This window comes from Metabacillus fastidiosus NBRC 101226, assembly GCF_001591625.1.
GTDB lineage: Bacteria > Bacillota > Bacilli > Bacillales > Bacillaceae > Metabacillus > Metabacillus fastidiosus.
On sequence record NZ_BCVG01000085.1, the window covers coordinates 1 to 16,232 of the forward strand.

At 33.8% G+C, this 16,232-nt stretch carries 15 protein-coding genes and 1 riboswitch; of the genes, 3 read left to right on the forward strand and 12 right to left on the reverse strand.

Annotation, left to right across the window (positions count from 1 at the left end; translation table 11 throughout):
* Positions 1–173: 173 nt before the first annotated feature.
* From BFA01S_RS16465 to BFA01S_RS16490, 6 genes are all read right to left on the reverse strand, one after another.
* A complete protein-coding gene (locus BFA01S_RS16465; protein WP_066233094.1) occupies positions 174–449 on the reverse strand; it encodes a hypothetical protein in 276 nt (91 codons plus the stop codon).
* 283 nt (positions 450–732) lie between these two features.
* Entirely contained in the window at positions 733–1,308 is a 576-nt protein-coding gene (locus BFA01S_RS16470; protein ID WP_066233097.1) for a thioredoxin family protein, read from the reverse strand.
* Between the two features lie 451 nt (positions 1,309–1,759).
* The gene (locus BFA01S_RS16475) at positions 1,760–2,806 is read right to left on the reverse strand and encodes a ribonucleotide-diphosphate reductase subunit beta (protein WP_066233102.1); all 1,047 of its coding nucleotides are present in this window, start codon (positions 2,804–2,806) and stop codon (positions 1,760–1,762) included.
* A gap of 97 nt (positions 2,807–2,903) precedes the next feature.
* On the reverse strand, positions 2,904–5,180 hold the full coding sequence (locus BFA01S_RS16480) for a ribonucleoside-diphosphate reductase subunit alpha (RefSeq protein WP_412758766.1): 2,277 nt from the start codon (positions 5,178–5,180) through the stop codon (positions 2,904–2,906).
* Between the two features lie 134 nt (positions 5,181–5,314).
* Positions 5,315–5,508: riboswitch (cobalamin riboswitch) on the reverse strand.
* Between the two features lie 232 nt (positions 5,509–5,740).
* Positions 5,741–7,042 (reverse strand): globin-coupled sensor protein, encoded by a 1,302-nt coding sequence (locus BFA01S_RS16485; protein WP_066233107.1) that lies wholly within the window; start codon positions 7,040–7,042, stop codon positions 5,741–5,743.
* Between the two features lie 141 nt (positions 7,043–7,183).
* Positions 7,184–7,399: an alpha/beta-type small acid-soluble spore protein gene (locus BFA01S_RS16490; RefSeq protein WP_066233110.1), complete on the reverse strand. Its 216-nt coding sequence runs from the start codon at positions 7,397–7,399 to the stop codon at positions 7,184–7,186.
* 264 nt (positions 7,400–7,663) lie between these two features.
* Here BFA01S_RS16490 and BFA01S_RS16495 point away from each other — a divergent pair, with 264 nt between their 5' ends.
* Positions 7,664–7,906, forward strand: a complete 243-nt coding sequence (locus BFA01S_RS16495) for a hypothetical protein (protein WP_066233114.1) — start codon at positions 7,664–7,666, stop codon at positions 7,904–7,906.
* A gap of 72 nt (positions 7,907–7,978) precedes the next feature.
* Here BFA01S_RS16495 and BFA01S_RS16500 read toward each other — a convergent pair whose 3' ends face one another.
* The 6 genes from BFA01S_RS16500 to BFA01S_RS16525 form a co-directional block, all read right to left on the reverse strand.
* A complete protein-coding gene (locus BFA01S_RS16500; protein ID WP_066233117.1) occupies positions 7,979–9,091 on the reverse strand; it encodes an ABC transporter ATP-binding protein in 1,113 nt (370 codons plus the stop codon).
* Positions 9,092–9,227: 136 nt separating this feature from the next.
* Positions 9,228–9,425: a hypothetical protein gene (locus BFA01S_RS16505; RefSeq protein ID WP_066233120.1), complete on the reverse strand. Its 198-nt coding sequence runs from the start codon at positions 9,423–9,425 to the stop codon at positions 9,228–9,230.
* A gap of 44 nt (positions 9,426–9,469) precedes the next feature.
* Positions 9,470–10,531, reverse strand: a complete 1,062-nt coding sequence (locus BFA01S_RS16510; RefSeq protein ID WP_066233123.1) for a YheC/YheD family endospore coat-associated protein — start codon at positions 10,529–10,531, stop codon at positions 9,470–9,472.
* Complete coding sequence (locus BFA01S_RS16515; protein ID WP_066233127.1) at positions 10,528–11,892, reverse strand: YheC/YheD family endospore coat-associated protein; 1,365 nt, start codon at positions 11,890–11,892, stop codon at positions 10,528–10,530. The genes BFA01S_RS16510 and BFA01S_RS16515 overlap by 4 nt, the downstream gene beginning before the upstream one ends.
* A gap of 67 nt (positions 11,893–11,959) precedes the next feature.
* The gene (locus BFA01S_RS16520; RefSeq protein WP_066233130.1) at positions 11,960–13,030 is read right to left on the reverse strand and encodes a YheC/YheD family endospore coat-associated protein; all 1,071 of its coding nucleotides are present in this window, start codon (positions 13,028–13,030) and stop codon (positions 11,960–11,962) included.
* 20 nt (positions 13,031–13,050) lie between these two features.
* Positions 13,051–14,403, reverse strand: coding sequence for a YheC/YheD family endospore coat-associated protein (locus BFA01S_RS16525; protein ID WP_066233133.1), 1,353 nt, complete (start codon positions 14,401–14,403; stop codon positions 13,051–13,053).
* 122 nt (positions 14,404–14,525) lie between these two features.
* Between BFA01S_RS16525 and BFA01S_RS16530 the strand changes: the two genes are divergently transcribed.
* Positions 14,526–15,662 carry a DUF445 domain-containing protein gene (locus BFA01S_RS16530; protein WP_169800493.1) on the forward strand — a complete coding sequence of 379 codons (1,137 nt, stop codon included), beginning with the start codon at positions 14,526–14,528 and terminating at the stop codon, positions 15,660–15,662.
* Positions 15,663–15,803: 141 nt separating this feature from the next.
* Entirely contained in the window at positions 15,804–16,154 is a 351-nt protein-coding gene (locus BFA01S_RS16535) for a YlbF/YmcA family competence regulator (RefSeq protein WP_066233138.1), read from the forward strand.
* Positions 16,155–16,232: the final 78 nt, after the last annotated feature.

Genomic DNA, 16,232 nt, shown 5'->3' on the forward strand with positions numbered 1-16,232 from the left:
TGTTCTATTTTCCGGACCTTTACGGGCAGTTGATCTCTTACTTAATTTCCTCGGATTTTTAGAACTTTGAAGTGGGGGTCTTACTGCCCGTTAAGGCTGGGATAAAAGACGAAGAAACCGAGCGGAAACTTTCCAAAGTTCCGCTCGGTTTTTTGTGAATAATGAAAGCTATATTAATCTTTCTGATTAATTATCCACTTTGTCATCTTTTTTAAGCTTGTTAAATTTCGTTTAACCAATTGATTAATCCGGTTTTCTAATAAGCTTATACTGTTCATTTGCTCATCAAAATTGAACTCAGTTAATTGTATATCAATTTCCTTTGTAGAGAAATTTAAGTATATGTGTGAATGTTTATCCTTTACTGCTGAAGTAATAAAAGAAGTAGATAGTACAATTGCGGCTGAAAGGAGGCTTATAAACAGTAGTTTTTTCGGACGGTTTTTCAAGTTTTATCAAGCTCCTCCGATAAATAATCTAATCATATGTTATTTTTCATTTTTTCGTATATTTACATAGAGGTATATGTAAAATTTAACATATTTTGATAGATAGTTCAATTGTAAAAAGATTATTTTCGATAAATTTAACATTTAGGGAAGATTAATATGAGGAATAAACTTAGAGCATTTTAGAGAAATATTTCCATATTGTACAAATTTTAAAGCATGGGTACAATAAAATAATATAAAATCAGCTGGGGTTGGAAACCCCAGCTGATTTTATATTATTTTACAGTTTATGATGAAGATCGTTTCGTTTTAGTGTGGAAATAATACTGTAAGCAATACTTTCCCAAATTGATTCGTCATTTAAATATGCTGTTCTTAATTGTTTGTACATACTTGCTTGTTTTTCTTCAAAATCTGGTGCATCATTGGCAGGAAGTTGTGCTCGCTCTTTTTCAACGAGTTTTTGCAGTTTTTGTGAACGTGGTCCCCAAACAGCTTTTTCATTGCCGTCTTGGTCGATGAAAATGTAAATAGGAATTGCACGTGAAGTCCCATTCGTTAAGTACTGATCCATAAGCTCTAAGTTTTCATCACGTAATAAAAAGCGGACATCTATATTTGCTGCTTCAGCAACTTTTAGTAAGATAGGGTTATTTACTAATGCATCTCCACACCAGTCTTCAGATAAGACGATAACTTTTAAATTCTTTTCCTGGATTCTTTCTAAAAAAGTAATATCATCCTCATTTAAATGGAAACGTTCATAGATAGAGAGCATTTCATCTTTATTTACAGACATTTTTTCAATATATTGATCTTTTGTTAAACCTTTATCAAACCAATTATTTAAATTCATTTATCTCACCTCTGATTGAAATAGTAAATTTCCCTAATATACATAAATTTAAGATAATTATTCGAGATTTTCTGCTTTCTTATTGAAGTTAAGCACTATGTACTGCAATAAGAATTCTGTTATTTATAATGATATTCTAAATGACAGATTATAAACAAATAATGTATATAATAGGAATAACTTTGGATGTACATATGAGAGATTTTCTCTACTAAAATAATTATAACATGCTTAATAAATAAAAATAAACGAAGTTGCCTAAATATTTAAAAAATAATCATTATTGTGATATATATATACGTGGATGAAAAAGCCTTTGAAGAACAATTTTTTAAGTATGAAGCTCTTTTAGATTGTCATTATTTATGATGAAAAATTGTAAAAGATAGAAAGAAGAAGAGTCTAGTTTTTAGGAAGGAAACAGGACCTGAATTGGTCCTGTTCCTGCTTTTTAAAGATCATCAAAACCATTATCAACATGGTTTACTTTTGTATATTGACGTGATTTTTGTTCAAAGAAATCTGATTTCCCTAAATCAACTTCTTCATATGCTTTAATCCATTTAAGCGGATTTGTTCGGTATCCTTCGAAGGGACGTTCGAATCCTAACTGGTTACAACGTACATTTGCATAAAATTTAATATAGCTTTCAACATCAGTAATGTTTAATCCATCCATTTTATTTCCAATGATTGATCTTGCCCAGTCGATTTCTAATTCTACTGCTTTTACAAATGTTTTTTGTACAAAATCAGCAAGCTCCGCATTATTATATTCGGGATACTCATTTAAAATTTCTTTGAAGATCTTTACAAAGAGATCAACATGAATTTGCTCATCCCGATTAATATAATTAACCATTGTACTTGTTGCAACCATCTTTTGATTACGAGCCAGATTATAGAAGAAAGCAAAACCTGAATAGAAAAATAATCCTTCTAAAATAACATCATAGACAATTGATTTTAATAAATTTTCAACAGATGCCTCTTCAGCAAATGATTTATAGCCATTTGTTACGAAATCATTTCTCGTTCTTAAAATCTCTTCACTTCTCCAGTAGTCAAACACTTCATCTTGTACATGTTTTGGAACAATACTAGATAGTACATATGAATAAGAATGATTGTGGATAACTTCTTGCTGGGCAAGCATGATCATAAGTGCATTCACACTTGAATCTGTTATATAGTCAGCAACTCTTCCTGCATAATCTGTTTGAATACTGTCAAGAAGTGCCAGTAATCCGATTATTTTCAAGAATGCTTCTTTTTCATCTTCAGAAAGCTGCGGATATTGTTTAATATCTTGTGCCATATTAATTTCAAATGGTGTCCAGAAGTTCGCAAGCATTTTTTTATATTTAGGGTATGCCCAAGAGTAGGCTACATCATCCCAGTTTAAAACATTTGAGCTTTTCCCGTTAATTATAGCAGTAGAACGGTTCGGAGCTGTAGGGTCCATGATTGTTCTTGTTTGTAAAATATTATTAGCCATGTTTGTCACTCCTTTATAAAGATTCGATATATGAATGAAATTTCGCTGATATATAAGAAAGATCTCGGATATATCAGCGAAACTCAAATTTGATTAATTAGCTCGCACATGAGTCACAATCTTCAATAAGACTGGAAGTAGAACGAACATAGTATGTTGTTTTTAATCCTTCTTTCCAAGCAGCGATATGAATATTTAGCAAGTCAATTGCTTTAATTGTATTTTGTACATATATGTTAAATGAAATTGCCTGGTCTATATGTCGCTGGCGTTTCGCATTTTGTTTAATGCTCCACTGCTGATCAATAAAATAAGCAGATTTATAGAACCATGTTGTTTCTGCACTTAAATCTGGAGCAGTTACTGGAATTTTATAATCTTTTTTCTCTTCTGAATATACTTTTTGGAAAATAGGATCAATACTAGCTGTACTGCCCGCAATAATGGATGTTGATGCATTTGGTGCAACAGCCATTAAGTAGCCATTCCGGATTCCAAATTCACTCACATTTTTCTTTAGTTCATCCCAGGCAGGGGAAGCAAGTTCACGTTTTGTGAAATACTCGCCAGTTTGCCAGTCTGAGTTTTCAAAAACAGGGTAAGCACCTTTTTCCTTGGCAAGCTCCATACTAGCTTTAATTGTTAAGAAAGAAATTTTCTCATAAAGAGAATCTGCATACTGTACTGCTTCATCACTTTCCCAAGTTATTTTCTTTAAAGCTAATAAATGATGCCACCCGAATGTACCGAGACCGATAGCACGATATTTTTCATTCGTTAACTTAGCTTGAAGAACAGGGATCGTATTTAAGTCGATTACGTTGTCTAACATTCTAACTTGGATAGAAACTAATCTTTCCAAAACATCTTCTGTAACAGCTTTTGCTAAATTAATAGAAGAGAGATTACATACAACGAAGTCACCAGGTGTTTTTACTGTAATGATTTTTCCATCTTCTGTGTATTGTTCATCGACTGTTGTTGCACTCATATTTTGTGTAATTTCCGTACATAAGTTACTACAGTAAATCATTCCCTGATGGGAATTCGCGTTTTTACGGTTCACTTCATCACGATAGAACATATACGGTGTCCCAGCTTCAAGTTGACTGATCATAATGCGCTTCATAATATCAATCGCTGGAACAGTTTCACGTGATAAGCTTTCATTCTCTACACATTCCCAATATTTCTTACGGAAGCTGCCATTTCCTTTTTCTTCATCAAAATGATCTTCAAGGCTGTAGCCCATAACTGTACGAACTTCATGAGGATCGAATAAATGCCAATCCGCACGAGCTTCAACTTGTTCCATAAATAAATCAGGTATACAAACACCAGTAAATAAATCATGTGTACGCAGGCGTTCATCACCATTGTTTAATTTACTATCTAAGAATGAATAAATATCTTTATGCCAAACGTCTAAATAGACGGCAATAGCACCTTTACGCTGTCCCAGCTGGTCAACGCTGACTGCTGTGTTATTTAGCTGTTTCATCCATGGAATTACCCCTGATGAAACACCTTTATAGCCTTTAATATCACTGCCGCGACTTCTTACAGCACCGAGATAAACACCGATCCCGCCGCCGGCTTTCGAAAGATTTGCAATATCTGTGTTGCTATCGAAAATTCCTTGTAAACTGTCATCTATTTTATCGATAAAGCAGCTTGAAAGTTGTCCGACAGGCTTTCCAGCATTTGATAGGGTAGGAGTTGCGACTGTCATATACAGATTACTCATTGCCCAGTATGCTTCTTCGACTAGCTTTAAACGAGCATTCTTCTCTTCATTTACCATTAATGTCATCGCGATAATTAAAAAGCGTTCTTGTGGCAATTCAAAAACTTGTTTTTTATAATCACGTGCTAAATAGCGATCTGCTAATGTTCTAAGACCGATGTATGTAAAAAGTTTGTCTCGCTCTGGGTCTATAATAGTACCAAGTGTGTTAATTTCTTCTTCAGAATAATGGTCAAGAAGCAATGAACTGTAAATTCCTTCTTTATGCAACGTTTTTAAAAGTTGGAGGAAGCTGCCGTATTTTTCGCCTGCATCATACTTGCGATTTACTGAGGCTTCATTGTAAAGCTGTTTTAAATAAATTTGTGAACAAAAATATGTCCAGTCAGGTTCAGATTCGGTAATATTTGAAAGACCTTCTAAAATTAAAAGATTTGTTAATTGAGAGGTAGTATACTGTTCTCTCTGCTTAATTGTTTGATCAATTCTTTCAATATATGATGTAAGATCAAGTGATGGGTAATCTTGTCCAAAACTTGTAATGGATGTTTTTAATCTATGAAAATCGTAAGGTGACTCACTAAATTCTATTTCATTTGTAATTATTGGCTGTGTAGCGGTTTTCATACTCATTGAAAATCCTCTCCTTTACAATAAAAAAGCCGCTCAAGGATTTGAGCGGATCAAACGACAGTATAAAGAGAAGATAATTCTCTTTATTAAACCATCGTTTCATCATCTCAATTCCCGAAGATTTCAAAAACTTATGCAAGCTCTAGGCAGGTCTCCTGACTTGTGCTTTGTCCTACTCCTTAAGGCCTTCCCATAAATCTTATATTTCAAGATTTAAAGTGGCATTTCCTAAGTTCGTCACACATACAGTTGCGGGGACAGTTCTGGATTTTCACCAGATTCCCTTTTAAGCTATATTAGCACCTATCGCTCACGGTAAATTCAATATATAGTTATTTAGTTTGTATTTAATATCAATATGTAGTGGTTATTATATATTACATCATAAGATAGAAGCTATGAATAAGCAACTATTCTTTTTAAAAATTATAGCTTATTATGATATATTCATTTAGCCCGAAGTCTCAATATACCATTTTTAAATTGAATGGGACAAGGAGAATGTTTGAGGATACAAATGAAAAAGCTAGGGGGATCCCCCTAGCTTTACCTATTTACATCGATTCAGATAAAGTTTTTAAACCATCTGAAGTCTCGGCAATTTGTGAGATAGCATGTGTAACATCATCAATGACATGTGTGAAGTTGGCAAGATCAGTCTTCGTTTGTTCACTTTGGGTTTTATTATTGTTCATAATTTCTAAAATTGTGTCAAAGAATGAGTTCATATCTTTCATTTGGACAGTACCTTTTGCCGTTAATTCTGCTACTTCGTTAATAGAGGTTGACATACTGTCTACTTGCTTATGAATATCAGCAATTAATCCCGATACGCCTTGAACAGAGTTCTTCGTCTCCTCAGCAAGTTTTCGCACTTCACTTGCTACAACAGCGAAACCTTTACCTGCTTCACCTGCACGAGCTGATTCAATTGCTGCATTTAAGGCTAATAAATTTGTCTGTTCTGCAATGGATGTAACAATTGCAACAACATGGTTAATTTTTTCTGATGTTTGCTGTAATAATTTCATTTGATCTGTAATACTTTCTGTACTTTGCTGGATAAAGTTCATTAATTCGGATTGTTTATCTAAATCCTGTTTTCCGTTATGAGCTTGTTCCTCGGCGGTTGCAGCTACTTCTAAATGGTCAATTGAGTAAGAGGCGATTTCCTTAGATTGGGCGTTAATTTCTTCGATAAATGCATTTGTTTCTTCAGCGATTGCTGCAAGCTGTCTAGCTGTATCATTTACTTGCGTACGTACTGCGTTTTTTGTCTGTTCCAGTTCCGCTCGTTTTGCTTCATATTCCGTATCGTATGCTTCTAAAACGATCTGCTGCTCGATATTAAATATTTTTGTGAGAGTATTAATTACTTTTAATAGTTCCTCATGGGTTGTACAGTGTTCTTCAACAGTTTTAATAACTGAATATAATAATTGTTGGAAAGCTGCCATATACCATTTTGCAGTAAGTCCAATTTTTACATGTATATATGCAATTCGTCTAAGGCGTTCTACTTCACCTTGGTCAAATTTTCCATTAAACATATTCAAAACATGTGTATGCAACGTTTTCTTTAAACGGTCGATTGTACTATTTTCATTAATAATATCAATTAGGGCTGATTCCGCTTCAAATGATTTATAAAAAGCACCGACAATATAATCAATATTTTCTTCTACATAAGGCTGTAATTTCAATGAAATGGCTAAATCTTCAGTCGTTAGATTAACCATTTTAATTTGTCTTTTTAAATCTTTTTCGTCCACTTTTAATACGACGCGATGCATAACATCATCCAGATTATCAATAATTCCGGGTGCACGGAATTTCTCTCTTCTTAAAAACCCCATAGGAATGCTCCTTTTGTATATAGATTCGAGAATGTTCTCTAGTTTATATCGGCTGAAACAGAAAGTTATTTAATGTAAACTAAACAAAAATAAGAGGCTGACACATATGTGTCAGCCTCTATAGGCCAAATTATGAAATTTTTATTTGCTGAAGTTGCCTAATGACTGTTGAGCCATTGACACTAAACGCTTTGTAATTTCTCCACCAACAGAACCGTTAGCACGAGAAGTTGTGTCAGCTCCTAAGTTTACACCAAATTCAGAAGCAATTTCATACTTCATTTGGTCAATTGCTTGTTGTGCTCCAGGTACTAATAGTTGATTTGACGAATTGCTGTTTGAATTGTTTTGTGCCATCTTTCATTCATCTCCTCATTAGTTTTTAATGGCTGGGTTAACTGGAATTGCACCAGTATGATTTAGCCCTTAATTGGCTTAACCCAATGATTGAAAAGTAGTGAAGTGAATTTGTTTGTGTTGTTACTAAGTATTATGGTTTTTTAAAAAAGCCTCTATTCATTTATTTTTAGGTAATTTTATCCATTAGTTTTAAAGGATTACATATTTCATTTTTATATGTGGGACGATATAGATAGGAACTGAAGAAAGGGGATGGGGGAGATGGACGTCTGTCCGTTATGTAATGGCTTAGAGACACGTATTTTTCAATGTCCTAATTGTCAAACAATTATGAGTGATAATGGAAAAATAACAGATTATTTAGATGATTATAGTCCTTACATGGATATAGAAATAATGAAGCTCTTTGATGGAGTAGAGCAGTCATTGGAAAAGAAGCAATGCATTCATTATTATATTTGCCCAAATTGTATGCATGAAGAAAACAATATAATTGCTGAGTAATAAAAACTACGGCCCTTCTATCACTCGTATATAGTGTTTTACAGTGAGAAGGGCTGAGAAGATTTAATGATATTAATAGGAATCACTTGGATGAATACGTATTTCTGTTTCTTTATTGAAAAAATGGGCCTTGCTCATATCAAATGCTAAATTGATACTTTCATTAGGGGAGAGGTCTGAACGTGAATTGATCCGGGCGATAAATGATTGATTATCTATTCTTGAATGAACGATTGTTTCGGCACCGGTTAATTCAGCAACTTCAATTTTCGCATCAACTTTTGTCCCTGCTGATGAGGAAATAAAGGCAGGATTATCATGAATATTTTCAGGACGGATCCCCATAATGATTTCTTTATTTACGTATTGCTGATCATGTAAATATTTCATTTTTTCTTTTGGAACAGTAATGAATGTATTGCCGATGCTGACTTTCCCATCTAATAACATGCCGGTAAAGAAATTCATAGCAGGTGAACCGATAAATCCTCCGACAAATACATTTTCAGGTTCTTCATAAACTGTCTTCGGTGCACCTATTTGCTGGATTATCCCATCTTTCATAACGACTAGCCGAGTTGCCATCGTCATTGCTTCTGTCTGGTCATGTGTTACATAGATCGTTGTTGTTTGTAAACGCTGATGTAATTTTGTAATTTCCGCGCGCATTTGCACACGAAGTTTTGCATCCAAATTCGAAAGCGGCTCATCCATTAGAAAAACTTTTGCATCCCGCACAATTGCTCGTCCTAATGCAACGCGTTGACGCTGTCCCCCTGATAGTGCCTTTGGCTTTCGATTTAAATATTGTTCGAGTCCTAATATACGGGCTGCCTCTTTTACGCGCTGCTCAATTTCACTTTTTGAAAATTTACGAAGTTTAAGACCGAATGCCATGTTATCATAAACAGTCATATGAGGATAAAGTGCATAGTTTTGAAAAACCATCGCAATATCACGATCCTTCGGTGCAACATTATTCATTTTCTTTCCATCAATAAAAAAACTGCCTTTTGAAATTTCTTCAAGTCCAGCGATCATTCTAAGTGTCGTTGATTTCCCGCATCCTGAAGGGCCTACAAAAACGATGAACTCTTTATCTTTAATATGTAGGTTAAAATCTTGAACAGCAATGATATTTTTATCGTATTGTTTATAAATATGTTCTAACTTTAACTCCGCCATCATATCATTCCCCTTTTAAGCAAGATTTTATTTCTAAGTCTCACCAATCCTTTGTAAAGCTAAAATATTTCAGCAGGTTTAGAACACCTATAGAAATTGTATAATATGCCTGTCAATTTTATACTAAAAAGAGGCTTTATTCAGCCTCTTTTTCATTAGTCGCAGAAGGGGGATCTTCCTTTACTAAATCCCTTGCTTCTTCAATATTTGTTATCTCTCCTCTGCCATGAACAGAACCCCCTGATAAGCCTTCATTAATCATCCGGTCAATATCAAGAAAGGCTTTATCGCGTCCCTCATGATGAATATCTTTGGAGAACTCATTTTTATTCATTAATATTCACCTCCGCTTCAAGAGTAGTTTATGCAGTAATGTCTCTACCTATGAAATGGAGGCTCTATTTCCTTTCGTTTTACTGCCAGTGTATGAAAGAGTTTTGCCAGTTCCTTATTTCTTTTGTTCTGGATATATTCTTCATCAAAAATCATCGGCTTTGAGTTGATATCAAATATATAAGGATGTCCATTTCGGGATAGTCCAATATCAAGTGAAAATTCACCAACGAAATGATACGCAGCTGAAATACTTTTTCCAACTTCATCAGCGAGCCAAAAAATTTCATTTTTATCGTATCTGTTTTTAATTTTATCCAAATGGATAATTTCGCCGCCATTTGGTACATGTGTTAAAATATTTCCTTTATTTGCTTTACGAACACCAATGTTAATGGTGTTATAGCGTTTCTCATCATATATGCAAATTGCGCGCAAATCATATTTGCATTGCTCAAATTGATCTGTTTTAATTTCTTTCTGAATAATGTATTGTTTCTCTTCTATTCTTTTTTTGATTTCTTCAGAAAGTTCTTCTTTTGTGAAGGTTGTTTTTTCTTCTTGTTCATATAGTTCATATAATCCTTTATGAAAAGAAACTTTAAAAATTCCTTTTCCTTTATAGCCTTGAACCGGTTTTAAGTAGATGGATTTAAAGCGGTACAGCATGGAAAAAACAGAATTTAGATCACTGTATATGATCGTTTTTGGAAGATGAGGAAGAAGCTGTTTATTTTGCTGTAATATTTGATGGATGGTCCATTTATTAAAAAAAGAATCATTGAAAAAAGGAATATTTTTTTGATAGCACTGATTTACTACTTGGATAAAAGGATTTTTTGTTTCTGCTTTTCGGGAAGAAATACGATTATATACTACATTTGGTAAAGGGAAGACAGCTTTTGCCCATTTCTTTGTTTTATCTACATAGAAATAACCGGTCACTTGTGTGGAAGAGAAACCGTCTGGTGTAAATACGAATGATAATCCGCCGATTTTTTGAACCTCTTGCTGAATCCCTCTTAAAAATAATTTATCACCGCGAAAAATATTCTCTTTTGATCCTTTACTCACCAGAATACCGACTAATGGGAAATATGAATTCATTCGTGTAATCTCCCTGGCTCTTTAATCGCTTTTTCCGCTAAAAAGCGTCCGTAGAGTAAAGCAAGTTTTCTTGAATATAAATCAGCTTTTTTTAATTTAGGATAGGAGAAGATAGACCTGCCTGGTTTTGAGTTAGCTTCAAACATCCAAATTTTCCCGTCCTGATCGAGACCAAGATCAAATCCAATTTCACCGATAAAACCGTTAACATGTTTGTCGATAGAGACACTTAGTTTAATTGCTGCCTCTGTTAAAAGATGCATTATATGATTTCTTTCCTGTTCATTTGTGTAAATCTCTTCTAATGTTTTAACGACACCTCCGTTATTTAAATGTGTCGTTACACTTCCTTTACCAGCGACTTTAGCAGCTAATGCCGTTACCTTCCAATTTCCAAACTCATCTTTATTTGTATGGATGCGAAAGTCGAGTTGATTTTTATCGAACCTGATAAGTTTTATTCCTTGCTGTGCTAAATAATCTGAAAGTGTGCGATCTTGAAAAGCATGTTTTAGGAAATGTTCTAATGAAGGGAATTTTTTTAATCTATTTCTGGATTTTTTATCACGATATCTTGAAAAATATTGATTTTCTTCTTTTGAATACATTAGTTGGAAGACACCGAGACCGAGACTGCCATTTGCAGGCTTTAAAAAGATGCTTTTATATTTTTTTAACATTTCTTCCATTTTACTGGTGGTCGGATTAATATATGTTTCTGGTAAATAAGAGGAAACAGAAAGATCGTTAATAATCAGCTTGTGGATATCCCATTTATTAAAAAATCCTGGATTATACCATGGAATAGAATAGCTTTTTCTTAATCTATTTTTTGCTTTTTTTATTTTCTGCAGTTTTTCAACTTTTCGATTTGGCAAACGGTCATAAATAACATCTGGGAAGGGGAGAGTCACTTGTTTAAAACCTTCTTTAGCATAAATAAATCCATCAATTGTTCCTTCTTCCCAATTAATATGGTGAGCCCCAAATATAAATGCGCATATTCCTAATGATTGCTGGATGGATAAATATTTAGAGAAGAATAATGATCTCCCCCCGGTTGGCCGTAAAGAAGACTTTGTAAATCCAGCAGTGAAAATTCCGATTAATGGTCCTAGATGAAGAGTTCCATCATGTATTACTAGATGGATGTTTATTCCATCTCTTATTTTTATTTTATTTACAATTTCTTTTGAAATAAGGATGCGGTTTTCAAGATCTTTTTTATACTCTGTTTGACAAGCAGAAAATAAGGTACCAAAAGCAATTTTTTCTATTTTTCCTTTGTTTCTCATTGCTTCTGGTAAAATAATTGTTTTAGTGCTTTTGTTAATAAACTGTACAGTATATGTTTTGCCCATTTATCTCGACTCCTTTAGAACGAAGGTCTTCGTCGTCTATTTAAATGACAGGTAAGACAGTATTTTCCTACTTTTGTTCGGATAAATATTTACAGTAGGCGAGTGGAGCATGATATAATTTTTCTTCAAGTGATTTCTCTGTTTGTAAAAGAAGCTGCCTACCAGGCTTAGAGTTAATATCTAAAATCCAGACAGAGCCATCTTTTGCAAGCCCAATATCCAGACCGAGTTCAAATAAATGATCGATATTCTCTTCTAAGAAGAGCGGGAGTCTCTCGCATATCGTTTGAAGCTCACTTTCAAAAATTATTTTTTGTGTGGCAGATAATGAAGTGAGCCATTCATCATATGATATACTTTCGCCGCCGCCGCTTAAATTAGAAAGAAAGGAGCCGTAATATCCTTTTCGAATTCCTTTTCCTACTAATTCCCATTGCCCTTGTTTATTCTTTTGCAAGAAGAGACGTATATCAAACGGATAGCCGTGTGCATCAATTAAATTTAAGAGCGGCTGGATGAGATAAGTATGTTGCTTTAATAAGCTTTCACAGAAAATATCGAAGCGGGAAAGTTTATGAAATTCTTTCTTTTGTTTATTACGCCCTTTATGATAAATAGCAGTTACTTTTTTATTGTTATAATAAACGGCAACGATGCCATTTCCTCTTGAACCATTGATCGGTTTTAAAAGGCAGGAACCATTTTTAAGTAAAACCTTTTTAATATGGCTAATTGATTTCACTAAATTCGTTTCAGGAAAATAACTTGAAAGGACAGAATCTTTTTTTAATGTTTCATAAACAGTCCATTTATTTGGAAGACCACATCCTAAAAACATCGTTTGCGGATTTTTCTTTAACCAGTCTACGATAAGCTTGCCTTTCTTTAATTGATCCCCAGCCTGATAAAAACAACGGTCGTAAAGATAGGCTGGAATATTGAAAGTGGAAGGAACCCATTCATTTATTTTATCATCATACATTTCTCCCTTAACTTTCAATGTAGAAGGATCAATATTTGTTGGCTTAAATCTTACGCACTGAATATTGTAATGGGAGCTTCTTTTAGCGATTTCTGTTGCATATTTTTTTTCATGTTTATCATGAACCGTTAAAAAACCGAATGTTACGAGTTCCATTTATTCCACTCCTTATCATCTCACTGCTTTTTATTCATTTCATATAGAGATAAACAGTAATTAATAATAGCTTTTGCTGATGGTCTTACTTTCCATTCTGTATCTCCTGTCTTTTTTGAAGGCTTTGTATTCACTTCTATAATCCACGGATGTCCCTTTGAGTCCAGTGCTAAGTCGATTCCAAATTCCCCGAATTCTCCATCAACGTGAAGGCAAATAGCATTTGCAATTTCGATTGACAATTCTCCGAGTAATTTACGAATATGCTGGCTTTTCTTTTCTCCATATAGCTGCTGCAATACTTGTTTGATGCCTAAAAGTTCTCCGCCTCTTGCTAAATTAGCAACAAATTCATTTCTAGCAGAGACTCTTGCGACAGCTGATGTCACTTTCCATTTATGAAATCTTTTTTTATGACAAAGAAAACGAAAATCGAGTGGACGATTATTGTATGTTTGCAATTGAATCGTTTCTTGTAATAGAAATTTCTCTCGTTTTAATCTTGGATAAAGAGCCTTATATAATTTTTGTAAGGATAAGAATTCTGTTTCTAATTTTCCAGAAAATGTCGTGTAATCTAAGAAGAATTTTCCATGATTATGTGTGACCCGGAAAATTCGTCTTCCTTGGCTCCCGTTTATCGGTTTAATAAAAAGATCATCTGTTGCTAGAACCATTCTTTCAAATTGCATTTTTGAGGTTAAAAGCTCGGTATAAGGTAAATAAGGAATTAGATGTTCATTTGCTGAAAGAATTCGATGGACTTCCCATTTATTTAAAAAACGATCATTAAAGTATGGAACTTTCTTCTTTGTTAAATCGGCTGCAACTTTTGAAAAATCGTCAGACCGTTCCTTTGATCGGGAGTGGAGGCGATTATGAACGACTTGTGGATATGGAACAGTATACTTTTCCCAATTATTTTGTTTTAGTACATATCCATGCATTTCTTTGTCGTCATACAATGGGATAGAAAAAACATAAAAAAGAAAACCGTTTTGCGCACAATATTGTGCTAATTCTTTGTAAAATTGATCTGTTGGTCCGAAAAGATGATCTTGTTTTGTTTTTTCTTCTGTTAACACCGCTATTACGGGTCCGAGAATCAGTTCATTTTTTTTATTTATTTTTCCCTGAAGAGTAATAGGGATCGGAAGGCGCAATAGCTGTAAAGCTTCATCTGTTACAGATAAAGCAAGGCGATCCTCGTTTATAAATACGACATTACATGTAACACTATGCATACTGCACCGAATTTTTAACTGTTTTAAATCATTTGGTAATTGGAGTTCTTTACGCAGTTTTTTACTTATTCTGCATTCAGCATGCTGAGTGGAGCTTGAATATGAAGAAATTTCGATTTTTTTAGTCATTATAATTATCCCTCATTTGCTCACAGTTCGCACTAGCACTATAATATTTCCATAGGCTTAATGTTCATACGATATCGTATGTATAGAAATTAAAATAGGTGAAATTTGGAAGGTAAATGGAAATGACCGCTTTTTTAATGATTTTATTTATGGTTGCAGTTGGGGCAATAATCGGCGGAATAACGAATCATTTGGCGATAAAAATGTTATTTCATCCATATAAACCAGTATATATTTTCGGAAAAAGAATACCGTTCACTCCAGGTCTTATTCCAAAAAGACGGGATGAATTAGCAAATCAAATGGGAAAGATGGTTGTTCAGCATTTATTAACACCAGAAGGAATTAATCGGAAATTTCAGCAGGCTGAATTTAAAGCTCAGCTCCTGACATGGGGGCAGGCTGAAATGAATAAAATCGTAAATACTGAGAAATCTGCTTCACAATTATTGTCAGCAGCTGGTATAAATAATGCTCCGCAATTTGTTCAAGAAAAAATTCAAGTATTTTTACATTTAAAATATGAAGCATTTTTAATGGAGAATAAAGAGAAATCATTAGAAGAATTAATTCCAGCTCACTTCTCCAGCAAGATTAATGAATCAATTCCAAAAATAGCCCAGTTCATTGCTGTAAAAGGAATTGAATATTTTGAAAGTGCTGAAGGGAAACAGCGCTTGAAAAAAATGATCGACGACTTTTTAGCGACACGCAGCGGAATGCTTGGAAATATGCTACAAATGTTTTTAGGGAATTCAAGTTTAATAGATAAAGTTCAGCCTGAAATAATTAAGTTTTTACGAAATGACGGAACGGTAAAAATGCTGGCTTCTGTCATTGAGAGGGAATGGCTGAAAATTCAGGCACTTAACTTAAGTGATGTAGAAGAAAAGTGGAATATTGAAAAGCTTGGCAAGGAATTAATCGAGGGAATTGTTAGCAGAATGAATGTTGACGATTTATTTGATAAGCCTCTGTCCGTATATATTCAAACTTATGAAGCATATATAAATGAAAAACTTCTGCCTCTTGTTATTGATAAAGTTCTTCATTATTTAGAAGGGAATATTCATGAATTATTGGGGAAATTAAAATTAGAAGAAGTAGTAAGAGAACAAGTTTCTACATTTGCTGTTGAACGTTTAGAGGACATGATTTTGTCTATTTCACGAAGAGAATTTAAGATGATTACGTATTTAGGAGCATTATTAGGCGGAATTATTGGAATATTCCAAGGAATATTCGCTTTGCTATTTTGAGAAATGAGGAGGCATAGATTTTTAATTAAGTTTTAATGCTTAACTCCTTGTACTTTTATTGAGTAATATAACTGCATTTTTCTTAATAGTTTGTTATAGTGGAAAGAGCTTAAGAGCAAATATGGAAGGGAGGCTCATCATATGGCAGAGAATATATATGATGTTGCGTACGATTTAGAAAAACTTTTAAGAGAAGCTGATGAATATAAACAGTTAACAGCACTTTATAGTGAAGTGAACGGAGATCCACAGGCAAAACAATTGTTTGATGACTTCCGTATAATACAATTAGAATTGCAGCAGAAGCAAATGGCTGGGCAAGAAATTACACAAGAAGAAGTAGAAAAAGCACAGCAGAAAGCACAAGAAGTTCAACAAAATGAAAAGATTTCTCAATTAATGGAAGTCGAACAACGTATGAGTGTACTTGTTAATCAATTAAACAAAATTATTATGAAGCCTTTAGAAGATTTATACGGCAACATGCAGTAATTTTAACGGGGCTGTCCGATAAGTCCCTAATAAGTTTTAAAAGCTGAAAGGCCCTGTCACTAAATCCTTGATTTTACT